Source organism: Sulfurifustis variabilis (assembly GCF_002355415.1).
Lineage (GTDB): Bacteria > Pseudomonadota > Gammaproteobacteria > Acidiferrobacterales > Sulfurifustaceae > Sulfurifustis > Sulfurifustis variabilis.
The window spans coordinates 3516127-3539126 of record NZ_AP014936.1; the positions used below are offsets into that span (position 1 = coordinate 3516127).

General features: G+C 67.8%; 17 protein-coding genes. 4 read left to right on the forward strand and 13 right to left on the reverse strand.

Annotation, left to right across the window (positions count from 1 at the left end; all coding sequences use genetic code 11):
* Window positions 1-26: 26 nt before the first annotated feature.
* The 6 genes from pyk to SVA_RS17125 form a co-directional block, all read right to left on the reverse strand.
* A complete protein-coding gene (gene pyk, locus SVA_RS17100) occupies window positions 27-1478 on the reverse strand; it encodes a pyruvate kinase (protein WP_096462360.1) in 1452 nt (483 codons plus the stop codon).
* Between the two features lie 81 nt (window positions 1479-1559).
* Window positions 1560-2741: a phosphoglycerate kinase gene (locus SVA_RS17105; RefSeq protein WP_096462361.1), complete on the reverse strand. Its 1182-nt coding sequence runs from the start codon at window positions 2739-2741 to the stop codon at window positions 1560-1562.
* 87 nt (window positions 2742-2828) lie between these two features.
* Window positions 2829-3839 carry a type I glyceraldehyde-3-phosphate dehydrogenase gene (gap, locus tag SVA_RS17110; RefSeq protein ID WP_096462362.1) on the reverse strand — a complete coding sequence of 337 codons (1011 nt, stop codon included), beginning with the start codon at window positions 3837-3839 and terminating at the stop codon, window positions 2829-2831.
* A 164-nt stretch (window positions 3840-4003) separates the two neighbouring features.
* A complete protein-coding gene (tkt, locus tag SVA_RS17115; protein ID WP_096462363.1) occupies window positions 4004-6037 on the reverse strand; it encodes a transketolase in 2034 nt (677 codons plus the stop codon).
* A gap of 286 nt (window positions 6038-6323) precedes the next feature.
* A complete protein-coding gene (locus SVA_RS17120; RefSeq protein WP_096463013.1) occupies window positions 6324-7154 on the reverse strand; it encodes an inositol monophosphatase family protein in 831 nt (276 codons plus the stop codon).
* A 17-nt stretch (window positions 7155-7171) separates the two neighbouring features.
* Entirely contained in the window at window positions 7172-7732 is a 561-nt protein-coding gene (locus SVA_RS17125; RefSeq protein ID WP_096462364.1) for a thioredoxin family protein, read from the reverse strand.
* A gap of 166 nt (window positions 7733-7898) precedes the next feature.
* On the opposite strand from SVA_RS17125, the gene SVA_RS17130 reads away from it, so the two are divergent.
* Together SVA_RS17130 and SVA_RS17135 are read left to right on the forward strand one after the other, a co-directional pair.
* Entirely contained in the window at window positions 7899-8750 is an 852-nt protein-coding gene (locus tag SVA_RS17130) for a phosphate/phosphite/phosphonate ABC transporter substrate-binding protein (RefSeq protein ID WP_096462365.1), read from the forward strand.
* 68 nt (window positions 8751-8818) lie between these two features.
* Window positions 8819-10168: an adenosylmethionine--8-amino-7-oxononanoate transaminase gene (locus tag SVA_RS17135; protein ID WP_096462366.1), complete on the forward strand. Its 1350-nt coding sequence runs from the start codon at window positions 8819-8821 to the stop codon at window positions 10166-10168.
* Between the two features lie 48 nt (window positions 10169-10216).
* Here the strand turns inward: SVA_RS17135 and SVA_RS17140 are convergent, their stop codons facing one another.
* The 7 genes from SVA_RS17140 to SVA_RS17170 form a co-directional block, all read right to left on the reverse strand.
* Window positions 10217-10690, reverse strand: a complete 474-nt coding sequence (locus tag SVA_RS17140) for a chemotaxis protein CheW (protein WP_096462367.1) — start codon at window positions 10688-10690, stop codon at window positions 10217-10219.
* 1 nt (window position 10691) lies between these two features.
* Entirely contained in the window at window positions 10692-11117 is a 426-nt protein-coding gene (locus tag SVA_RS17145) for a hypothetical protein (RefSeq protein WP_096462368.1), read from the reverse strand.
* A 20-nt stretch (window positions 11118-11137) separates the two neighbouring features.
* Complete coding sequence (locus SVA_RS17150; RefSeq protein ID WP_096462369.1) at window positions 11138-16723, reverse strand: Hpt domain-containing protein; 5586 nt, start codon at window positions 16721-16723, stop codon at window positions 11138-11140.
* Between the two features lie 164 nt (window positions 16724-16887).
* Complete coding sequence (locus SVA_RS17155; RefSeq protein WP_148665534.1) at window positions 16888-19002, reverse strand: methyl-accepting chemotaxis protein; 2115 nt, start codon at window positions 19000-19002, stop codon at window positions 16888-16890.
* Between the two features lie 22 nt (window positions 19003-19024).
* The gene (locus SVA_RS17160) at window positions 19025-19567 is read right to left on the reverse strand and encodes a chemotaxis protein CheW (protein WP_096462370.1); all 543 of its coding nucleotides are present in this window, start codon (window positions 19565-19567) and stop codon (window positions 19025-19027) included.
* The gene (locus SVA_RS17165) at window positions 19568-19930 is read right to left on the reverse strand and encodes a response regulator (RefSeq protein WP_096462371.1); all 363 of its coding nucleotides are present in this window, start codon (window positions 19928-19930) and stop codon (window positions 19568-19570) included.
* A 52-nt stretch (window positions 19931-19982) separates the two neighbouring features.
* The gene (locus tag SVA_RS17170) at window positions 19983-20333 is read right to left on the reverse strand and encodes a response regulator (protein ID WP_096462372.1); all 351 of its coding nucleotides are present in this window, start codon (window positions 20331-20333) and stop codon (window positions 19983-19985) included.
* A gap of 381 nt (window positions 20334-20714) precedes the next feature.
* Between SVA_RS17170 and gshA the strand changes: the two genes are divergently transcribed.
* Window positions 20715-22022, forward strand: coding sequence for a glutamate--cysteine ligase (gene gshA, locus SVA_RS17175; RefSeq protein WP_096462373.1), 1308 nt, complete (start codon window positions 20715-20717; stop codon window positions 22020-22022).
* Entirely contained in the window at window positions 22019-22993 is a 975-nt protein-coding gene (gshB, locus tag SVA_RS17180; protein ID WP_096462374.1) for a glutathione synthase, read from the forward strand. The genes gshA and gshB overlap by 4 nt, the downstream gene beginning before the upstream one ends.
* Window positions 22994-23000 lie beyond the last annotated feature (7 nt).

Consider the following 23000-nt stretch of genomic DNA (forward strand, 5'->3'; position numbering starts at 1 on the left):
CAGCATTAAGCATTCAACATTCGGCGTCAGCCGCTTGCGCTCTCTTCGTGCAGGTCGACGACGCGGATGATCTTCATGGTGTTGGTGCCGCCCGGCTTCGACATCGGCTCGCCGATGGTGAAGATCACGAGGTCGTCGTCGCGCACGGCGCCGCGGCGCCGCAGTTCGTCGATCGCCTCCTTCATCACGACCGCGGGCTCGGTGCTGCTCTGCGAGAACGCCACCGGGTAGACGCCGCGGTAGAGCGTCACCTTGCGCCGCGTCGCCGTGTGCGGCGTCAGGGCATAGATCGGCACGCCGGAGCTGATCCGGGACAGCCACAGCGCCGTCGAGCCGGATTCGGTCAGCGCCGCGATCGCCTTCACGGGCAGGTGGTTCGCGACGTACATCACCGCCATGGCGATCGCCTCGTCGACGCGTTCGAACATGGCGTCGCGCCGGTGGCGCGACTGCAGCGCCTCCTCCTGACGTTCGGCGACGCGGCACACACGATCCATCGCGACGACCGCCGCCACCGGATGTCTGCCGCTCGCGGTCTCGGCCGAAAGCATGACGGCGTCGGTCCCGTCGAGCACGGCGTTGGCGACGTCGGAGACCTCGGCGCGGGTCGGCACCGGGTTCTCGATCATCGACTCCATCATCTGCGTCGCGGTGATGACGACCTTGTTCATCCGGCGCGCGAGCTTGATGATACGCTTCTGGATCGGCGGCACGTCGGCATCGCCGATCTCCACGGCCAGGTCACCGCGGGCGATCATGACGACGTCGGATGCCCGGGTGATCTCCTCGATGGCCGTCACGGCCTCGGCGCGCTCGATCTTGGCGACGATCCCGCCGTGCCCACCGGCCGCGCGCAGCAGCTCGCGGGCCTCGTTGATGTCCGCGGCGCTGCGCGGGAACGAGACGGCGAGGTAGTCGGCGCCGATCGCGGCCGCCGTCCTGATGTCCTCCCGGTCCTTCTCCGTGAGCGCGCCGGCCGACAGGCCGCCGCCCTGGCGGTTGATGCCCTTGCTGTCCGAGAGCTCGCCGCCGACCACGACGCGGCAGACGATCTCGTTGCCCTCGACCTGGTCGACCCAGAGCACGATGCGGCCGTCGTCGAGGAGCAGCGTCGCGCCGCGCTCGACGTCGTGCGGGAGGGCCTTGTAGGTCACGCCCACGCGTTCGACGCTGCCGGCGTCGAGCGGAAGGTCGGCGTCGAGGACGAAGCGCTCCCCCTCCTGCAGCGTGACCGCGCCTTCCCGGAACTTCCCGATGCGGATTTTCGGGCCCTGCAGATCGACGAGCACGCCGACGTGGCGCCCGTGGGCCTGCGCGCGCTCGCGCGCCGCCTCCGCGCGATGCGCGTGGACATGGGCCAGGCCGTGGGAGAAATTGAGGCGCACGACGTCGACGCCGGCCTCGATCAGCTTGTCGAGGACCTTGGGGTCGTCGGTCGCCGGCCCGAGGGTGGCGACGATTTTCGTGCGTCGGAACATGACGGGTCGCGAGGCGGGGATCGCCTCGGGCGAGTATAGTGGATCGGACCGCACCAAAGTTTCTTCCGCCGCCCGGCCGCCCTACTTTTTCGCCCGCTCTTCGAGCATCGCCACGGCCGGGAGCGTCTTGCCCTCGAGAAATTCGAGGAACGCGCCGCCCGCCGTGGAGATGTAGGAAACCTTGTCGTAGATGCCGTACTTCTGGATGGCGGCGATCGTGTCGCCCCCGCCCGCCAGCGTAAAGGCGCTTGTCGCGGCGATCGCCTCGGCGATCTTTTTCGTGCCCGCGCCGAACTGGTCGAACTCGAAGACGCCGACCGGTCCGTTCCATACGACGGTCCCGGCCTTCATGATGATATCGGCGAGCTCCTGCGCGCTCTTCGGGCCGATGTCGAAGATCATGTCGTCGTCGGCCACGCCGCCGGCGTCCTTGAGCGTGGCCGGTTCACCGGCGTCGAACTTCTTGCCGACCACGACGTCTACGGCGATCGGAATGCGCGCGCCGCGCCTGGTCATCTTCTCCATCAGCGCCCGCGCGGTCGGGACCAGGTCGGGTTCGGAGAGCGATTTGCCGATTCCCTTTCCGGCCGCGGCCAGGAAGGTGTTGGCGATGCCGCCGCCGACGACGAGCTGGTCGACCTTCTCCGACAGTGACTCGAGCACGGTGAGCTTGGTCGAGACCTTGGAGCCTCCGACGATCGCCACCATGGGGCGCTTGGGATCGAGCAGCGCCTTGGTCAGGGCGTCGAGCTCCTCGGTCAGCAGGATGCCGGCGCAGGCGACCGGGGCGAACTTCGCCACGCCGTGCGTCGAGGCCTCCGCGCGGTGCGCCGTGCCGAACGCATCCATCACGAACACGTCGCAGAGCGCGGCGTACTTCTTCGCGGTCTCGTCGACGTTCTTCTTCTCGCCCCTGTTGAAACGGACGTTCTCGAGCAGCACGAGCTCGCCGGGCGCGACGTCGAAGCCGCCGCCCACCCAGTCCTTCACGAGCCTGACCGGCCTGCCGAGCTTCTTCGCGAGGTCCTCGGCCACGGGCTTGAGCGAGTTCTCCTCGCTGTACTCGCCCTCGGTCGGGCGACCCAGATGGCTCATCACCATCACCCTGGCGCCCTGCTTGAGGCAGTGCTGAAAGGTGGGCATGGAGGCGGTGATGCGGGCGTCGGACGTGACCTTGCCGTCCTTCACCGGCACGTTGAGATCGGCGCGGATCAGCACCCGCTTACCCTTGAGGTCGAGATCGGTCAGCTTGATGACGGACATGTTTCGAAGCCTTGTCGATGTCTTGAACCGCCGCCGCCGGGAGCGCCGGGGAAACGTTCCCTGGCTTCCCGGCGGCGGGGTCGTTTCCTACTTCGCGCTCATCAGCGCGACGGTGGTGTCGAGCATCCGGTTCGAGAAGCCCCACTCGTTGTCGTACCAGGAGAGCACCTTCACCAGATTGCCGATGGTCTTGGTCTGGGTGGCATCGTAGGTCGAGGAGACCGTCGTGTGGTTGAAGTCGCTCGACACGAGCGGCTGGTCGTTGTAGGCGAGGATGCCCTTGAGCTCCCCCTCGGCGGCCGCCTTCATGATCTGGTTGACCTCGTCCTTGTTGGTCTCGCGTGCGGCGACGAAGGTCAGGTCCACCACCGACACGTTGATGGTCGGCACACGGATGGCGAAGCCGGAGAGCTTGCCGTTCAGCTCGGGGAGCACGAGGCCCACCGCCTGCGCGGCGCCGGTCTTGGTCGGGATCATGTTGTGCGCCGCGGCGCGGGCGCGGTACAGGTCGCTGTGGTAGACGTCGGTCAGGACCTGGTCGTTGGTGTAGGAATGCACCGTGGTCATCAGGCCCTGCACCAGGCCGATCTTCTCGTGCAGCGGCTTCACCAGCGGCGCGAGGCAGTTCGTGGTGCACGAGGCGTTGGAGATCACGGTCATCTCGGACTTGAGCGTCTTGTGGTTGACGCCGTAGACGATCGTCGCGTCGGCCTCGTTCTTGTCGGCCGGGGCGGAGATGATCACCTTCTTCGCGCCGGCGGCGAGGTGCGGCTGGCACTTGGTCTTCGTCCGGAAGATGCCGGTGCACTCGAGCACCACGTCCACGCCCATCTGGCCCCACGGGAGCTTCGACGGGTCGCGCTCGGAGCACACCCGGATCTTGTCGCCGTTCACGACCAGGTTGTCGCCCTCGACCTTGACCGTGCCCGGAAACTTGCCGTGCACCGTGTCCAGACGCGTCAGGTGCGCGTTGGTTTCGGCATTGCCGAGATCGTTCACGGCGACGATCTGGATGTCCTTGCGGCCCGCCTCGTAAAGAGCGCGCAGCACGTTGCGGCCGATGCGGCCATAGCCGTTGATCGCGACTTTGATTGCCATTTCTCGTCTCCCGAAAGGTTAAGTTTCAAAAACCGCGAACCACCGCAGCGACCCGGGGAAACGCTCGATGTGCGAAACGCGGTGCGCGCCACGCGCGCCTCCTCGCGAATTCACATCGGTCGAGCGTTCGGTATTTCCTCGTCGCGTTCTGGCGGTTCAGATTCCTACAGAATCTCTTCGACCGTCTTGACGACGTTTTCCGCGGTGAAGCCGAACTGCTTCATCACGGCGCCGCCCGGGGCCGACTCGCCGAAGCGGTCGATGCCGACCACGCGGCCGTCAAGGCCCACGTACTTGCGCCAGTAGTCGGTCACGCCCGCCTCCACCGCCACGCGCTTGCGCAGCGTCGTCGGCAGCACCGAGTCCCGGTAGGCGGCGTCCTGCGCTTCGAACACCGAGGTGCACGGCATGGAGACGACGCGCACGTTCCTGCCCTTCGCGGCGAGCGCCTTCTGCGCCTCCATCGCGAGGCCGACCTCGGAGCCGGTCGCGATGATCACCGCCTCGGGTTTGCCGTTCGGCGCCTCGGACAGCACGTACCCGCCGCGGGCGATGTTCGCGAGCGTCGCCGCGTCGCGGTTCTGGTGGGGCACGTTCTGGCGCGTGAGGATGAGGCTGGTCGGCCCGTCCTTGCGCTCGACCGCCGCCTTCCAGGCGACCGCGGTCTCGACCGCGTCGCACGGGCGCCACAGGGCCATGTTCGGGATGTAGCGCAGGCTCGCGACGTGCTCGACGGGCTGGTGCGTGGGCCCGTCCTCGCCGAGGCCGATCGAGTCGTGGCTGTACACCAGGATCGAACGGATTTTCATGAGCGCGGCCATGCGCACGGCGTTGCGCGCATAATCGGAGAACACGAGGAATGTGCCGCCGTAGGGAATGAACCCGCCGTGGAGGGCGAGGCCATTCATCATGGCGGTCATGCCGAACTCGCGCACGCCGTAATAGATGTAGTTGCCGTTCGCGTCGTCGGGCGTGACGCCCTTGCAGCCCTTCCACAGGGTGAGGTTCGACTCGGCGAGGTCCGCCGAGCCGCCGAGCAGCTCGGGGAGCGCCGGACCGATGGCGTTGAGCGCGTTCTGCGAGGCCTTGCGCGTGGCGATGGTCTCGCCCTTGGCCGCCGTGGCGTCGACGTACTCCTTGACCTTCGTCCCCCAGTGGGCGGGCAGCTCGCCCTTCATCCGCCGCTCGAAGTCGAGGGCGAGCTCCGGGTACTGCTTCTTGTAGGCCCCGAACTTGTCGTTCCACGCCTTTTCCGCCGCGGCGCCCTTGGCGCGCGCCGTCCAGGCGTCGTAGATCTCCTGCGGCACGACGAAGGCGTCGTAGTTCCAGCCCAGCTGCTTTCGCGCCGCCGCCACCTCGTCCGCGCCGAGCGCGGCACCGTGGCATACCTCCTTGCCCTGCTTGTTCGGCGAGCCGAAGCCGATGATGGTCTTGCAGCAGATCAGGGTCGGGCGGTCGGTCACCGAGCGGGCGTGGACGATCGCGTTCTTCACCGCCTCGGCGCTGTGTCCGTCGACGTCGGGGATCACGTGCCAGCCGTAGGACTCGAAGCGCTTGACCGAGTCGTCCGTAAACCAGCCGACCACGTGTCCGTCGATCGAGATGCCGTTGTCGTCATAGAACGCGATGAGCTTGCCGAGCTTGAGGTGCCCGGCGAGCGAGCAGGCCTCGTGCGATATGCCCTCCATCATGCAGCCGTCGCCGAGGAACACGTAGGTGTAGTGATCGACGATGTCGAAGCCCGGGCGGTTGAAGTGCGCCGCGAGGATCTTCTCGGCGAGCGCCATCCCGACGGCGTTGGTGATTCCCTGACCCAGCGGACCGGTGGTCGTCTCGATGCCCGGCGCGTAGCCGTACTCCGGATGCCCCGGGGTCTTGGAGTGCCACTGGCGGAAGTTCTTGAGGTCCTCGATCGAGAGGTCGTAGCCCGTGAGGTGCAGCAGGCTGTAGAGCAGCATCGAGCCGTGTCCGTTCGAGAGCACGAAACGATCGCGGTCCGGCCATTTCGGGTTCGCCGGGTTGTGCTTCAGGAAATCGTTCCAGAGCACCTCCGCGATATCCGCCATGCCCATGGGCGCGCCCGGGTGCCCGGAGTTGGCCTTCTGCACCGCGTCCATCGAGAGCGCGCGAATCGCGTTCGCGAGCTCGCGTCGCGTGAGTGTCTTCGTACCCGGCTGGGCTTTGGGGTGTGCGGTCATGAATGAGGATCCTCTTTTCGCCAAAATCTGAGAACGCAGTGCCGGCCGCGGGCGCGGGGCTCGTAAAGCTGAAAAAGACCCTTGGCGAAGAACGGCATCGCCAAACGGGCGCAACCGGAAACTCCGTGATTGTTCTGTCTGCTCGGCGCCGCCTGCTCCCTCCAGACGACGATCCGGCAGGCTGCAAGACCGGAAAAATGGCGAAGTATTCTCGCTCACGCCCCGGTCCCCGGCAATAGAGCGCGCCGCGGACGAACCTTATCCGGTCATAAACCCAGCTTGGCGGCTATCCGCCGTGCACGAGGCGTGCCGCCAGCCAGGTGCGCCATTGCGCGAAGATCTCCGGGTCGACCGCTGCGACCACCGAGCGTGGCGCCAGGGCGAAGGCGAAGACCTCCTCGTCGGCCAAGGTGGCGGCGCGTGCGCCCGCCTCCTTTAGAATTAGGCTACCCGCCGCGTAGTCCCACAGCTTCTGCCCGCCGTGCAGGTATATATGGAATCGCTCGGCCGCGAGCCAGCACCATTCGAGGCTGCATGCCCCGAAGTTGCGTTGCGACCCGTAAGGCGGGTGTGCGCCGAGCTCGCGGGCGAGCTCGCGGGGCAGCCGCTTGAAATCGACGACCGCGACGCATCGGCGCAGCTCCGGCGCGCGAGCCGTGGCGCGCAGCGGAGCGCCGTTGAGCCTGGCTCCCGCTTCGCGGCGCGCGGCGAAGCACTCATCGCGCAGGGGATCGTAGACCAGACCGAGCGCGGGCCCGTCGGGCACGAGCAGGGCGAGCGAGACGCCGAAGAAAGGCAGTCCGGCGGCATAGTTCGTCGTGCCGTCGAGCGGATCGAGACACCAGAGGCCCGGCGCACCGTCCTGTATCAGGCGTTCGTGGTCGGCGCCCGACATCTCCTCGCCGAGGAACGCGTACTCGGGCCAACGCCGGGCCAGCTCCGCCTGCAACCGGTCCTGCATGGCGTGGTCAGCGGCCGTGACCACGCTGCCGTCGTGCTTGATGTGGCGCAACACGTCGGCGAAACGCGGGAGGAGCTCCTCGCGCGCGGCCGCGCGCACCAGCTCGCTCAGCTCGTCGAGGTCCGGCCAGGCGGGCGGATTGCCGGGCGAGCTCACGGCCGGTTGCCGCCGCTTCAGCCCGGCCCGCCTTTCCACTTGATGGAGCAGCCCATGCTCGGGATCTGCTCGCGCGGTCCCTGTCCGGTTTTAGCGATTCCCTTCATCGCTTCGAACAGTTCGCGGCGCGCGTTCGGGACCGACTCCTTCCGCGACTCGTCGAGCCGGCCGCGGTACTGCAGCTCCAGATCCTTGTTGTAACCGAAGAAGTCGGGCGTGCACACCGCGCCGTAGCGTTTCGCGACCTCCTGGCTCTCGTCGTAGAGGTACGGGAACGGCAGCCGAAGCTCCTGGGCCACCTTCTTCATGTTCTCGAACGAGTCCTCCGGGTAGTCGGTCGGGTCGTTCGCGCTGATCGCGACGGACCCGATTCCGTGCTCCTTCAGCTCGCGCGCGTCACGGATGATCCGGTCGCGGACCGCTTTCACGTAAGGGCAGTGGTTGCAGATGAACATCACGAGCAGCCCGTTCGGGCCGCGCACGTCCGCCAGCGTGTAGGTTTTTCCGTCCACGCCGGGCAACCGGAAGTCGGGTGCCGGCCGACCGAAGTCACAGACCGGGGTTTCGGTGCGAGCCATGCGTTTCTCCCATGCAAGCCGTTCGAAGAGGCCCGTATTATGCGGCCGGCCGAGGGCCCGGTCATCGGGCGGCGCTTACGGAAAGCCGTGGCATGGTCTATGCATAAAGTACTGATATCCGGTTCTTTTGCATCCCGCGGACGCCCGAAGGGGAGGAGGAGGCCTCATGCTCCATCGCATCATCCCGAACCGCATCAGGCGAAAAACGGCCGCGCTGCTCGGCGCCGCCGCTTTCACGGCGATTCTGGCCGCACCGATGCCCGACGTCCGTGCCGCCGAGGAGCCGTTCGTCCTTCTGATCCAACCCATCCTGAGCGAAGAGAAGACCCGGGAGGCCTATGGCCCGCTGTGCGCATACATAGAACGGCTCGCGGGGCGGCCATGCACGGTGCTGACGCAGCCGAACTTTCTCGCCTACTGGGACGTGATCCGGCGCAACAACTACGATCTCGTTCTCGACGCCTCCCACTTCACCGACTATCGCGTCCAGAAGATGGGCTTTTCGATCCTCGCGAAGATCCCGGACAGCGTCAGCTACAGCCTCATCGTCCCCGACAGCCACCTCGTCTTCGATCCGACGGAGCTGGTCGCGCGGCGCATCGCGACCCTCGGGCCGCCGAGCATCGGCGCCGCCCGGCTCAGCGCCATGTTCCCCAATCCGTTGCGCCAACCCGTGATCATCGAGGTGGCCAGCGCGGAGGAAGGCATGGACCTGGTCGTGGCGAAGAAGGTCGAGGCGGCGATCCTGCCCACCCCGCTGGTCAGCCAGCGCATGAGCCAGGCGGGCGGCATCGCCGTCGTGCTCACCACCGAGCCCATCCCGCACATCGCGCTCTCGGCATCGCCGCGCGTTGCGCGCGAGATCCAGGAGCGCATACGCGACGGGCTTCTGAACGCCGCCGCGACGCCCGCCGGCCGTCGGATGCTGGAGGGCATCGGTTTCGAGAAGTTCGATCCGGCCACTCCCGCGCTGTACGCGAACCAGAGCAACATACTGAAGACGTACTGGGGTTATTAGCCGCGTCTCGGCGATCCCGACCGGCGACCGGTCGTCCGTCGCCGGTCGCGTGGTACAGTCCTTTTCCCATGACCAACCGCGAATGGGCCGAACGCGATCTCCGCGTGCTGTGGCATCCGTGCACGCAGATGCGCGACCACGAGGATTTCCCGCCGATACCCATCCGTCGGGGCGAGGGCGTATGGCTCGAGGACTACGACGGCCGGCGCTACCTCGACGCCATCAGCTCCTGGTGGGTGAACCTCTTCGGGCACGCGAACCCCCGCATCAATGCGGCGATCGCGGACCAGCTCGCGCGCCTCGAGCACGTGATCCTCGCCGGTTTCACCCACGAGCCCGTCGTTCGGCTGTCCGAGCGCCTCGTCGCGATCGCGCCGCGCGGCCTCGCCCACTGCTTCTATGCCTCGGACGGATCGAGCGCCGTCGAGATCGCGCTCAAGATGAGCTTCCACTACTGGCGAAACCGCGGCGAGCCTGCGCGCACGAAGTACGTTTCGCTGGCGAACAGCTACCATGGCGAGACGCTCGGCGCCCTCTCGGTCGGCGGTGTGGGCCTTTATCGCGATACCTACGAACCGCTGCTGCTCGAACCGATCGTCGTGCCTTCTCCCGACTGTTACCACCGGGAAGCGGGCGAGTCATGCGCCGAGTACAGCCGCCGTCAATTCGCGCACATGGAGCAGGCGCTGGCGCGCCACGCGCACGAGGCATGCGCCGTCATCGTCGAGCCGCTCGTGCAATGCGCCGGATCGATGCGCATGTACGACCCGGTCTATCTCGCGCTCCTGCGCGACGCCTGCGATCGCCATCGGATCCACCTGATCGCGGACGAGATCGCCGTCGGCTTCGGCCGCACCGGCACGATGTTCGCCTGCGAGCAGGCGGCGATCGCCCCGGACTTCCTGCTGCTCGGCAAGGGATTGACCGGCGGGTACCTGCCGCTCTCCGTGTGCCTCACCACTGCCGAGATCTACGACGCCTTCTACGCCGAGTATGCGACGCTGCGGGCCTTCCTGCACTCGCACAGCTACACCGGGAACGCGCTCGCCTGCGCGGCGGCGCTCGCCACGCTGGACATATTCGAAAGCGACGACGTGCTCGCGAAAAACCGCGTGCTCGCCGCACGCCTGGGCGCGGCGGCCGAGGACCTGCGGGACCATGACCACGTGGCCGAGGTGCGCCAGACGGGGATGGTCGTCGCGATCGAGATGGCGAGGAACAGGCAAGCGCGGGAGCCGTATCCGTGGCGGGAGCGGCGCGGGCGCGCCGTCTATCGTCACGCACTCGAGCGCGGCGCCCTCCTGCGTCCGCTCGGCGACGTCGTCTACTTCATGCCACCGTACGTGATCGCCCTCGAGGAGATCGATCTCCTGGCGCGCATTGCCCGCGAAGGCATCGAGCTGGCAACACGGGAGTAGCGGAGCCGGTGCGGCAACGCGTGACGGGCAGCGACCCGTCGCCGATCGTCAATGCGCCGCCTGCGGATAGAACAGCGCCTTGATGGCGTCGAGATCGGGGATCGCGAGCACACCGTTTTCGGTGCGCAGGCCCGCGGCGATGTAGTGCGTGTCCGGGAGCTCCGCGGGCCCTGCCGGCACGGCCGTCTCGGTATCGATCGCGCGGGGCCGCGGCTCGGTCGCCGACAGGAGGGCGAAAAACTCCCACGCCCGCCGCCCCGCCAGCGGATAGAAGACGACGAGCTTCGAGGACGCGGAGACCGCGCCTGCCGGACGGCCGAGCAGCGCCTCGAACGAGACCACCGGCACCGCGTGCGAACGCCAGCCGAAAACGCCGAGGACCCAGGAAGCGCCGCCGGGAACCGGGTCGAGCGCGATGTAGCTCGTCACCTCGGCGATGGCCGCGCTCGGCAGCAGCAGGGAGAAACCGCCGAGCGGGATCTCCAGGCTGTGAATGCGCTCGTGGACGCGGATCGGCTTCATGTCACTCCCCCAGCCCCTGCAGGTAGGCGACGAGCGCGCGGGGGTCGAGCACGAGCGTTGCCCGCTGCCCTTCGACCCAGGCGCCGTTGTAGAGGTGCCCCACGGGCGTCGGCGCGGGGCCGAGGGGGGTAAACGGCTGCACGCTGGCTTCCGTGCGGCCGAGCATCTGGATCTCGTCCACGACGAGCCCGACGCCGTCCAGGAATATCGCCCGTACCCAGTCGTCCCGCCGGACGGGCTGCAGCGCCTGGTCCAGGCAATAGGCGGGCAGCCGCCGGCCGCGGTGCGTGCGCCAGGCGGTGACCTTGCCGCGCCCCGCGTTCGGGGTCAGGGCGTCGCGCTGCTCGATGGCCGCGCTCGCGCCGCTGGGCAGCAGCGCGCCCGTTCCGTTGAACGTGATGCGGAGATACTGGTTGAGCTCGGCCACGGATCGCGCCTACGTCGGGTTCACCGGCCGCGCCCGCGCGCGAGCAGGGTGTCGATGTTCCTGAACAGCTCGTCTTCCTGATACGGCTTGCTCATGTACTCGTCGACGCCGAGTTCGAAGGCCCGGTTTCGGTGCTTCGCCCCGGCGCGCGAGGTGATCATGATGATCGGGACGTGCTTGAGCCGCGACTCGGCGCGGATGCGGCTCGTGAGCTCGTAGCCGTCCATGCGCGGCATCTCGATGTCGACGAGCATGATGTCGGGAACCCTGTCGCGCAGCTGTTCGACCGCGTCGACGCCGTCCTTCGCCACCATGACGTCGAAGCCGCGCTTCTGCAGGTGCTTGCCCGTGACCTTGCGCACCGTGAGCGAGTCGTCCACGACCATCACCACCGGGCGCTCGCGCACTTCTTCCTCGACCTGCGGGCGCTCGGCGCGGTGCTCCACGTGCAGGGTGTCGTCCGAGTACCAGAGCCCGGGCACGTCGAGGATCAGCACCACGCGGCCGTCACCCAGGATGGTGGCGCCGGCGAGGCCCTTGATCTCCGTCAGCTGGGGACCGAGCTGCTTGATCACGATTTCGCGCGTGCCGCCGAGCCCGTCCACCTGGATCGCCACCTCGCGGTTGGCCGCGCGCGCGAGCAGGATCGGCACCTTGCGGCCCGTGGGCTCCCCGGCCGGAATACCGAGGCGGGCGCCGAGGTTCATGAACGGATACACCTCGTCGTTGTGATTGAGCAGCGGGTTCTTGCCGACCGAAAGGCGATGCAGCTGATCGAGGGGATACTCGATGATGTTCACCACCGACGACAGCGGTACCGCGAACTGCTGGTCGCCGACGTAGACCATGAGCGCCTGCGCGATCGACAGCGTGAGCGGCAGGCGGATCGTGAAGGTGGTTCCCTGGCCCCGCTCGGTCTCGACCGACATGGAGCCGCCGAGCTGCTTCACCTCGTTGTGCACGACGTCCATGCCGACGCCGCGCCCCGAGACGTGCGTGATCTTCTCGGCCGTCGAAAAGCCGGAGATCAGGATGAACTGCAGGATCTCGTCGTCCGACAGGCTCGCGTCGGCGGACATCAGGCCGCGCTCGATGGCCTTCGCGCGGATCCGGGCGGTGTCCATTCCGGCGCCGTCGTCCGAGAACCGGATGACGACCTCACTGCCCTCCTGCGCGGTCGCAATCGTGATCGTTCCACCCGCGGGCTTGCCCTTGCGGACGCGCTCGCCCTCCGGCTCGATGCCGTGGTCGAGGCTGTTGCGGATCATGTGCTCGAACGGTCCGATCATGCGCTCGAGCACGGTACGGTCGATCTGCACGTCGCTGCCCGCGAAGACGAGCTCCGCGCGTTTGCCGAGCTCGCGCGCCGTCTGGCGCACGATGTGTCGCAGGCGGCCGGCCTGGGTCGAGAACTCGACCATGCGCGTGCGCATCAGGCCTTCCTGCAGCTCGGTGTTGATGCGCGCCTGCATCGCGAGCACGGTCTCGGCCTCGCCGACGAAGTTCCCCATGTTCATCTGGATCGTCGTCAGGTCGTGCAGGCTCTCGGTCAGCTGACGCGAGAGCTGCTGCAGCCGCGAGAAACGGTCGAACTCGAGCGGGTCGAAGTCGGGCGCGCCCTCGTCCTGCTGCTCGAGCCGATACAGAATCTGCGACTCCGACTGGATCTCGAGCTCGCGCAGCTGCTCCCTGAAACGGGAGACGTTGCTCGAAAGCTCCGAAAGGTTGTCGCGGAAGCCGTAGATCTGCTGTTCCATGCGGGCGCGGGCGATCGAGACCTCGCCCGCGTAGTTCACGAGATTGTTGAGCAGGTCGGTGTTGACGCGAATCTGGCCCCGGCGCTCGCGGCGGTCGGGCCAGGCATCCGGCGAGGCTTCCGCCTCGCGGCGGTCGATGTGCGCCTCCGTGTCCGGCTCGTCCGACGCGCGTTGGGCTTCGGGCACGAAGCCGGGGGCACCCGACGGAGAACCGGCCGGCTCCGCACGGTCCCGGGGCGCCTCCGGCGGGGCGACGGGCGCGGTGACGGCGGCAGGCGGCCGGCCCGAGGCAAAGGCAGCGAGCCGGGCATCGAGCGAATCCGTCCCCACCGCCGGTTCGCCGCCCGCGATGCGATCGAGCATCGCGACGAGGACGTCGTGCGTCTCTTCGAGCAGGTCGAAGAGCTCGGCGCTCGCCGGCACCGCCCGGTTCTCCACGTGCTGGAGCAGCGTTTCGGTCGTGTGGCTCACCTGGCCCATGCTCATCACGCCGGCCATGCGCGCGCCGCCCTTCAGGGTGTGCAGCGCGCGCTTGAGATCGAGCACCACGCCCGTGTCTTCGGGAGCCGCGCGCCACGCGCGCAGCGCCTGCTCCACGGCGGCGAGAATGTCGGTCGCTTCCTCGCGGAAGATCTCGAAGAGCTCGGGATCGATCTGGTCGGCAACCGCCGCGCGCGCGCCCTCGGCCGACGGAGCGGCCGGCGTCGACCTCGGCCTCGACGGGGCGGGATGCCGCTCCTGCGGTGCCGCGGTGTCCGCCGCCGTGGCGACGGGATCGGGCGACGGGGCAGGCTCCGGGGGCGGTTCGTCCGCGCCCGACGGCGCGATCAGCTCGATCTCCTCGGCGTCGACCGGGATGGAGGAATCCGGCTCGCTCGGCCGCGGCCGCTCGAGCGCGACGAACGCGTCGTGCTCGCGGCGGGCCGTCTGGGTGATTTCGGCAAAGCGGCCGGCGAGATGGTCCCCGGCGCCGCTGTCGTTCAGCGCGGCGACGAGCTCCGCCACGACGTCGGCGAAGCGGTCGAGCATGTCCAGGTGCGCGCCGGCGAGCGGAACCGATTCGGCGCTCATGACGTGGAACAGCTTCTCGGTCTCGGCGCACGCCTCCGCCATCATGCGGATGCCGAGCGAACGGGCGTTGCCCTGCAGCGTGTGGATCGATCGGGTGAGCGCGGGCGATACGAGGCAGGCGCCCGCCTGGCGGCACGCCGCGGTTTCCTTGCGAATGGTCGCGAGGTGGCCGCGCGCCTCGTTCGTGAAAATCTCGAGCAGCGTTCCGTCGAGCTTCGGAAGGGCATCGGTCTGGCCCGCGTCCGGGGACTTCGCGGCCGCCGTTGCCTTCGCCTTCGCTGCGGGCGCGGGCGGCGTTCCGCCCACGAGCGCGTGCGCCTCGCCGCGCAGAGCCTCGATATCCACGGCAGGCGCCGGCCCGCCCTCGAGCTGGGCCACCATCTCGGGCAGCACCGCCTGGGCGCGCTCGAGCACATCGATGACGGCGGGCGACACCGTGATCTTCCCGTCGCGAAGGTGGTTGAGCATGTTCTCGATTGCCCACGCGAGCTCGGCCACCTCGGACGCGCCCACCATGCGACCGCTGCCCTTCAGCGTATGAAAACCCCGGCGCAGCTCGGCGAGCGCACCCTGGTTTCCGTGGTCCTGGCTCCAGCGCGCGTACTCCCGCGTGACGTTGCCGAGCACGTCGCGCGCATCCTCGATGAAGATCTGCATGATCTCATCGTCGAAATCGTCGTCTTCGCCGGCCGGCGGGGCGGTCTTCGCCGTCGCCGCGGCGGGCGCGGGCGCCACGTTGGCCGGCCGCTCGGTACGCCCGGCCGGCGCCTCGCGGCTCAGGGTCTCGAACGAAGCGAGCAGCGTGGCCCGCACCTCGTCGGACAGCTGGTCGGGATCTTCGGAGACGATGGCGATCAAGCGGCTCATCTCGGCCGCGATCCGCGCGGCCTTCTCGCCGTCGGCTCGGCTGCGGGAAAGGCCGGCGAGCGCGCCCTCCAGGGCCTTGCGACTGGCCGCCTCGCCGGGTCGATCGAGCCACTCCTTCAGGGCGGCGCGCGGGTCGGCCGGGGGCGGGGACGCGGCGGAGGCCGGTCGAGACCGGCCTTCGACCGCGGTGGCGATCTCGCCGAGCGCGCTCTCGATCAAACCGTCGATGTTGCGGCGCCCGGCGCGCAGGCCCTCGAGGTAGGCGCCGATACTGCCGATACACACGGCAAAGGCGTCGAGCAGCGCGGGATCCACCCGCATCTCGCCGCGCCGCATCGTTTCGACGTGCCCGCGCGTCACGCGCGCGAGCTCGACCGCCCGCTCCAGACCGAGAATCTGCAGCGCACCCTCGATCTGACCGAGCTGCCGCGGGATCTCGTCGAGCCGTTCGAGCTGCGTGGTGGCGGCCGCGAACGACTCCAGCGCCTCCTCGATGCGGCCGAGATTCACGCCCACTTCGTTGCCGACCACGCTGAGCAGCTGGTTGAACTCGGTTTCGGTGAGCTCGGCGTCGCTGACCTCGATGCCGTCCGACGAGGGCACGGCGTCGGGCGCATGCAGCGCACGCAACGCCTGCATGGCCTGGTCGATCTGCTTCCGCCAGTCCGCGGCCGATCGGTGCATGTCGCGCGCGCTGTTCTCCACGAGCAGGAGCGCCTGCGCCATCGGCATCGCGGCCCTTTCCGGCTCCTCGATCCGGCCGCCCGCGAGCGCCCGGCACGCAGCCGAGAGCTCCTCGAGCAGATCCTTGAGCAGGGGCACCCCGAGCATCTCGAGGGTGCCCGCCATCTTGTGCAGGAGGTCGAGGAGCGGCGCGAGCGCGGCTTCGTCGGTCCGGCGGGAATCGAAGGCCGCAGCGAGCCTGTCCTGCGCCTGCTCGATCTCCTTGCCGAGCACCTTCGCGACCGACTCGAGCACCTCCGGCGAGGGCAAGTCGAGTCGCTCGTCCTCCGCTGGCGCGAGCAGGGAGTCGAGCGCGAAGGCGCGCTTGAGCTGCTCGACCTGCGGTCCGCCGGGGCCGGCCTGCGCGATCTCGTACAGCAGTGCGCGCACGAGCGCCTCGGACGTGCCCCGCAGCAGCGAGCGCTCGGCGCCGTCGACGACCTTCTTCACCTGCTGATCGATGCGCGCCAGATGCTTCTTGCGCTCGGGCGTCACGGGCAGCGCGCCGTCGATCATGCCCTCGAGCAGGCCGCCTGCGACCCAGAACAGCTGCTCGACGAGGCCCAGGTTCGCCTTCGCCTGCAGCTCCGCGATCACGCCGGCGATCGTGCGCAGCGGCTCCTTGCCGTCCGGTTCCCGAAGGAAATCGAGAAGCGCGGCCTGGTAGGTGGACCGAAGCTTCCTGGCCAGGGCCGCGTACTCCGCGTCCGACAGACGTTCCCGCGGCCCGCCCGGCGCCGGCGGCCGGACGGAGAGGTCAGGCTGGAACAGCTCGAACTCGGCGAGCGGCTCGGCCTTGCGCCGGGCCCGCATCTCGTTGATCAGCGGAAGGTGCTTGAGCGGGACATCGGCGTGCCCGAACTGCAGCCGCGCGAGGTAATCGGGAAGGATCAGGATACCGCGCGTGAGGACGTCGAGCACCTCGTTCGTGACTTCGACCTTCTCGTCGAGCACGGCCTCCGCCAGGGCCTCGACCTCGCGCGCCATGAAGGCCGCGCCGTCGAGCTCGACCATCAGCAGGGTACCGACGACCTGGTGCAGGTGCGTGATGCAGAACCGCAGCCGCGTGCGGTCGGAGGGGTTTTCGACGAACTCCTCCAGCGCGAGCCGCGCCTGCTTCAGGCTCTCGTCGATCTCGTTCTTGACCCAGCCCAGGGTGCTCGGGTCGACTTTGCGGAACGTGCTCACCGGATCAATCGAATTCTTGTTTCCGACTCCCCTTCCCCGTCAGGGGGAAGGATGGGTAGGTTCACCGGCGGCCTTCCGCCGTGGTCTCCGGCCGGCTGCGCCCCTTCGGGCCGGGGCGCGCCCGCGGCCCGATGCCCGCCCTCCGGCCGGCGGAGCGACCGGCCTCACGCCGGCAGCTTGAAGCCGGACACCGATGCCTGCAGCTCGCGGGCGAGATCCGACAGCTTGCCGATCGATTCCGCCGTCTGGCGACTGCCCGCCGACGTCATCTGCGTCGTCTCCTGAATCTTCGCCATGCTGGTCGATACCGTCGTCGCCGTCTCGGACTGCCGGTAGGCGTCGCGCGCGATCGACACGATCAGGGTCGAGAGCTGCTCGGACACCGATTCGATCTCGCCGAGCGCCTGACCGGCGGCGTCGGCCAGGCGCGTCGTCTCGACCACGCCGTGGGTCGCCTGCTCCATCGACGCGACCGCCTCGTTCGTGTCCGCCTGAATCGTTTTCACGAGGTCGGCGATCTGCTTGGTCGCCTCGGCGGAACGTTCCGCGAGGCGCTGCACTTCGTCCGCCACCACCGCGAAGCCGCGGCCCGCCTCGCCGGCCATCGCCGCCTGGATCGCCGCGTTGAGCGAAAGGATGTTGGTCTGCTCGGCGATGTCGTTGATGAGCTCGACGATTTCACCGATCTGCTGCGAGCTCTCGCCCAGACGCTTGATGCGCTTCGCCGTCTCCTGGATCTGCTCGCGCATCTGGTCCATACCGTGAATCGTGTTCTGCACCGCTTCCGATCCGCGCTTCGCCGTCTGCACCGAGCCCTGCGCCACTTCGGCCGACTTCTCCGCGCTCTTCGACATGTCCTCCATCGATCGGGCCATGGTCTTCACGCGCTCGGTCGTCTCGGTGATCTGCGCCGCCTGCTTGAGGGCCGCCTCGGTGAGCTCGGTCGCCGTCTGGCGGGAGTGCTCGGACGCCACCGCCACCTGCTGCGCCGCGCTCTTGATGCGGGCGACGAGGTTTCTCATCTCGCGCACCGCATAGTTGATCGAGTCCGCGATCGCGCCCGTGATCTGCTCGGTCACCTCCGGCTGAATCGTCAGGTCGCCGTCGGCGAGGTCGCCCATTTCGTCGAGCAGCTTGAGAATCGAATCCTGCGTGATGCGGTTCTGCTCGGCGCTCGCCTGCGCGCGCTGGCGGGCATCGGCGATCAGCCGGTAGCCCAGGAGCCCGAGGAAGAGGAGGGCCACCGCGCCGAGCACCACCGTCGCGATCTGCATGACCGCGCGGCCGGCGGCGAGGCCGGTGTAGGTATCGACCAGCTCGCGCGAGGTCTTGAGGAGCGGGTCGGACTGCTCGAACACCTGCTGGCTCGCGCGCTGGGACACGAACAGCTCGGCGGCGCTGCCGAGAATGCCTTCGACGTGCGCGCTCATTTCGGCGAAGATCTCGGAGGCCTCGTCGAGCTTCGGTTTGAGCGACGGCGGGACGACGCCGCGCAGGCGCGCCTCGGTGTCCTTGAAGAGCTTCGCGTCCTTCCCGAACTGGGCCGCCGCGACCGCGGCCTCGTTGCCGCCCTGGGCGAAGAGGTTCACGTCCTTCGCGATACGCTGCGAGAGCATGCCCTGGCGGCCGGCGATGTAGAGGTGCTCCTGCTTCATGCCCGCCGCCGCGCCGAGCTCCACGATCTCGTCGGACACCGCGAGCAGCAGCGGCGCCATCTGGTTGATCGCGAGCACGTGATCGTGCATCGCGAACAGCGACTTCTCCTGTCCCAGAATCTGGTCGACGTGGGCGCGCATGCCCTCGTTGGGCTTCGGCGACCACATCTTGATGACGGCGCTGAGCGCTCCGGTCGTCTCGGCGGGGCTTGCCGGGATGTTCTGCGCCGGGTTGCCGTTCTTGAGCGTGTTCACGATCTGGTCGAAGCGGTCGCGCGAGTCCTTGAGCGTCTTGAACGCCACCGGCTGACCCAGCACGGCTTCCCGCGCGTCCTTCGCCAGGCGCTGCGAGAGCATGAGGAGCTGCGAGGACTGCTCGATGTACTTGGACTCGTCCTCGGCGCGCTGCGCGTTGATGAACATCAGCCACACGACGGCGATGATCGAAAGGACCAGCCCCGCGAGGAGGAACGGCAGTCCGCCCGCGAGGCCCTTGAAACCGCTCGCGAACGATGCGCGTTCAGGGGCGGCCGCGACGGCGGGGTCCGCCATCCGGTCGTCCGCCAGGTCGATCACGTCTTCCGACGGCTGGTCGATCAGGTTGCCTTTTATTGCTCTTGCCATAATCCACCTCTTGTCGAATGTGCTAGGCCGCCACGTGCCTGAACGTCGCGCTCTCGGCGAGCGCCTGAATGTCGAACACACCCCAAAGCACGTTGTCGCGCAGGAATGCGCCGTTCACGTGCGTCATGACCGGGTCATCCACTCCGGACAGCTTTTGCCGCTCCGTGTCCTCGTCGAAGTGCCGCAGTCCCAGCACCTCGTTGACCAGCAGCCCCGCATGGAGACCGGGAACGTTGATCACCAGCAGCCGCGCCCGGTCGTCCTTGAAGACCGGCGGCTTGCCGAAGTATTCGGGCAGGTCGACGATCGTGATCAGGTTGCCGCGCACGTTCGCCACGCCCTTCACCCACCCCTTCGTGCCCGGAACCCATGTCATGTCGGGGCACGGCAGCACCTCGAGCACCTGGTCCAGCGGCGCGAGCAGCTGGATGTCCTCGAGCCGGAATCCGACCCCGGACCACAGTACCGCCGCCTGCACCTCCTGCGGCAGCCCGGGCCCACGCTCGATGCTTTCCCGCTGGATCTTGCGCAGGAGCGCGAGCGGATCCTGTCCGGAGCGAGACACCTAGAGCGCCTTCAGTTTCTCGATGAGAAGCTTTTCGGTGATCGGCTTGACGAGATAATCCTTGGCGCCCTGTCGCAGGCCCCAGGCCTTGTCCGTCTCCTGCCCCTTGGTCGAGCAGATGATCACCGGAATGGACGAGGTCTCCGGGTCCTTCGTGATCGAGCGGGTCGCTTCGAATCCGCTCATCCCCGGCATGACGATGTCCATGAGAATCAGGTCGGGCTTCTCCTTCTTGGCCTTGGCGATGCCTTCCTCGCCGTTCGCCGCGGTGGACACGGAGTAGCCGTGCTTCTTGAGCATCTCGCTCAGCAGGTGCGTATCGGTCGCGGAGTCGTCGACGACCAGGACGTTCTTGATTGCCATATGCCTGCTCCCGTTGTGTGTTTGTGCCTCGGCCCCGACGCCTTCCGGGCGCTCAGTGCACGTACTTGTTGATCACGTCGATCAGCTCTTCCTGCGTGAAGGGCTTGTTGACGTGCTCCTCGGAGCCGGCAATGCGCCCCCGGGCCCGATCGAACAGCCCGTCCTTGCTCGACAGCATGATGACGGGCGTGTCGCGAAATCGCTTGTTGTTCTTGATCAGCTGGCAGGTCTGGTACCCGTCCAGCCTCGGCATCATGATGTCCACGAAAATGATGTCCGGCAGGTTGTCCGTGATCATCGACATGGCCTCGAACCCGTCCGACGCGGTGTACACCTCGTAGCCCGCTTTCTTGAGCAGGGCTTCCGCGGTCCGCCGGATCGTGTTGCTGTCGTCAATGATCATTACCTTGATACCCACGCGATCGCACCCTCCGAGCTTGAAGCGGCAACGGGACTACAGGGACGACGCGCGGGCCGTGACGCGTTCCGGCGCCCTGCGATGTAATTTCTGCAATGAGTCGCCTATCGTGATGAATCTGTTAGCACACAGACCGCACTAAATCTATGCATCGGCCCAACGTGCGGTCTTTCTGAAAACTATAGACCATGCTCCATTTCGCGCTCCGGGCGCCCCTGGGACGACGTTCGAGCGCGCCCCGAAGCCGGGCCCCGGGCCGCGGCAGCCTACTGGGCTGCATGATCTATGCCAGCCCTCCTCGTCTGGCCCGCCTACCCCCGAACATATATGCTTTCGCGTCCGCCACCCCGGTGTCGCTCCGATTCGATGGGCCACGCAGACAGGTTTGCCGTTCCGCACCTCACCACCGCCCTGACCGGACCTCTCCTCGAGATCGAGTCCCACCTCCTGGCCCGCCAGCCGGCGATCGAGCAGTGGTTCCGCGGCCAGTGGCAGCGGACGCCGGCCCCGTTCTATTGCTCGGTTGACCTCCGAAACAGCGGCTTCAAGCTGGCCCCCGTCGACACCAACCTGTTTCCGGCCGGCTTCAACAACCTGAACCCGGACTTCCGGCCGCTCAGCGTGCAGGCGGTACAGGCCGAGGTGGAACGAATCTGTCCGGCGGCGCGCGCGGTTCTGCTCGTTCCGGAGAGCCACACCCGCAATGTCTTCTATTACGAGAGCCTGGCGGCGCTGGTCGAAATTCTGACGCTGGCCGGCCTGCAGGTGCGGCTCGGATCGCTGCTGCCGGGCCTGGACGCGCCCCGTCCGGTCGACGTCCCGTCCGGCCGTCACCTGCTCCTCGAACCGCTCCGGCGGGAGGGCGACAAGCTCGTCCTGCCGAATCTCGACCCCTGTTTCGTGCTCCTCAACAACGATCTGTCCGGGGGACGCCCGGAGATCCTGGAAGGGCTGGCGCAGCCGGTGGTCCCGCCGCTCGCCCTCGGGTGGAGCAACCGGCGCAAGTCGGCCCATTTCACGCACTACCGGCGGATCGCCGCGGAGTTCGCCGAGATCATCGGAATCGATCCCTGGCTGATCGAACCCTTGTTCCGCAACTGCGGGGAGATCGACTTCCAGAAGCGGGCCGGCGAGGACTGCCTGATCGAGAACGTCGCCACCGTGCTCGAGGGCGTGCGGGCCAAGTACCGGCAGTACGGCATCGACCAGGAGCCGTTCGTGATCGTGAAGGCCGACGCCGGAACCTACGGCATGGCCATCATGACCGTGAAGCATCCCGACGAGGTTCGCGAGCTCAACCGCAAGGAGCGCAACAAGATGGCCCGCATCAAGGAAGGCCAGCCGGTCACGCAGGTGCTGGTGCAGGAAGGGGTCTACACCCAGGAGACCTGGGGCGCCGAGAACGCCTACGCCGAGCCGGTGGTCTACATGATCGGACACTTCGTGGTCGGCGGCTTCTACCGCGTGCATACCGAGCGCGGCGACAACGAGAACCTGAACGCCCCGGGCATGCATTTCCAGCCGCTCGCCTTCGCCGGCCCCTGCGCCTTTCCGGACCCGACCCAGGAGCCGGACGCCACGCCGAACCGCTTCTACGCCTACGGCGTCATCGCCCGCCTCGCCCTGCTCGCGGCGGCCCGAGAGCTGGACGAAGTCAAAGGCCCGCACCCATGATCAGGCTGGGCGTCGTGATGGATCCGATCGGGGCCCTTCACTATGAAAAGGACTCCACCCTCGCGATGCTCTGGGAGGCCCAGGCGCGCGGCTGGGAGCTGACGTACTTCGAGCAGGGCGACCTCTACCTGCAGGGACCCGAACCGCGGGGGCGGTCGCGGCGGCTGACGGTATATAAGGATAAGGCGCGGTGGTATGCGCTCGAAGAAGAGGCGGACATCCCGCTTTCGGCTCTCGATGTCCTCCTCATGCGCAAGGACCCGCCCTTCGACCTCGAATACCTGTACACCACGCACGTCCTCGAGCTGGCCGAGGCGCTCGGGGTTCTCGTCGTGAATCGGCCGCGCAGCCTGCGGGACGCCAACGAGAAGCTGTTCGCGCTGCGTTTTCCGCAGTGTATCCCGCCGACCCTGGTAACGCGGGAACCCGCCCGCCTAAGGGCGTTCGCCGCCGAGCACGGCGACATCGTGGTGAAGCCGCTGGATGTCATGGGCGGGGCATCGGTTTTTCGGGTCAGGCGCGACGATCCGAACGGCAACGTGATCTTCGCCACGATGACCGGGAACGGCGCGCGCACGATCATGGCCCAGCGCTTCGTGCCGGAGATCGCCGAAGGGGACAAGCGCATCCTCCTCATCGACGGCGAGCCCGTACCCTATGCGCTCGCCCGCATCCCGGCGCCGGGCGAATTCCGCGGCAACCTGGCGGCCGGCGGCACCGGCGTGGGCGCGCCCCTTTCCGAGCGCGACCGCTGGATCTGCGGGCAGGTGGCCCCGGCCCTCAAGGAGCGCGGCCTGCTCTTCGTCGGCCTCGACGTGATCGGCGATTACCTCACGGAGATCAACGTCACGAGTCCCACGTGCATCCGTGAGCTCGACAAGCTCTACGGGCTCAACATCGCGGCCGGCCTTCTCGACGCCGTTTCGGCCCGGGTGACCCACTCCCGTTCGCGCTCCGGTTCTCTAAAATAGGGCCAGG

Bases quoted from the DNA above. Each gene is read 5' to 3' on its own strand.
- SVA_RS17170 (WP_096462372.1), bottom strand. From the start codon at position 20,333: ATGATCATTGACGACAGCAACACGATCCGGCGGACCGCGGAAGCCCTG.
- SVA_RS17105 (WP_096462361.1), bottom strand. From the start codon at position 2,741: ATGTCCGTCATCAAGCTGACCGATCTCGACCTCAAGGGTAAGCGGGTG.
- SVA_RS17165 (WP_096462371.1), bottom strand. From the start codon at position 19,930: ATGGCAATCAAGAACGTCCTGGTCGTCGACGACTCCGCGACCGATACG.
- gshA (WP_096462373.1), top strand. From the start codon at position 20,715: ATGGGCCACGCAGACAGGTTTGCCGTTCCGCACCTCACCACCGCCCTG.
- SVA_RS17140 (WP_096462367.1), bottom strand. From the start codon at position 10,690: ATGAAGCCGATCCGCGTCCACGAGCGCATTCACAGCCTGGAGATCCCG.
- SVA_RS17130 (WP_096462365.1), top strand. From the start codon at position 7,899: ATGCTCCATCGCATCATCCCGAACCGCATCAGGCGAAAAACGGCCGCG.
- gap (WP_096462362.1), bottom strand. From the start codon at position 3,839: ATGGCAATCAAAGTCGCGATCAACGGCTATGGCCGCATCGGCCGCAAC.
- pyk (WP_096462360.1), bottom strand. From the start codon at position 1,478: ATGTTCCGACGCACGAAAATCGTCGCCACCCTCGGGCCGGCGACCGAC.
- SVA_RS17135 (WP_096462366.1), top strand. From the start codon at position 8,819: ATGACCAACCGCGAATGGGCCGAACGCGATCTCCGCGTGCTGTGGCAT.
- SVA_RS17155 (WP_148665534.1), bottom strand. From the start codon at position 19,002: ATGGCAAGAGCAATAAAAGGCAACCTGATCGACCAGCCGTCGGAAGAC.
- tkt (WP_096462363.1), bottom strand. From the start codon at position 6,037: ATGACCGCACACCCCAAAGCCCAGCCGGGTACGAAGACACTCACGCGA.
- gshB (WP_096462374.1), top strand. From the start codon at position 22,019: ATGATCAGGCTGGGCGTCGTGATGGATCCGATCGGGGCCCTTCACTAT.
- SVA_RS17125 (WP_096462364.1), bottom strand. From the start codon at position 7,732: ATGGCTCGCACCGAAACCCCGGTCTGTGACTTCGGTCGGCCGGCACCC.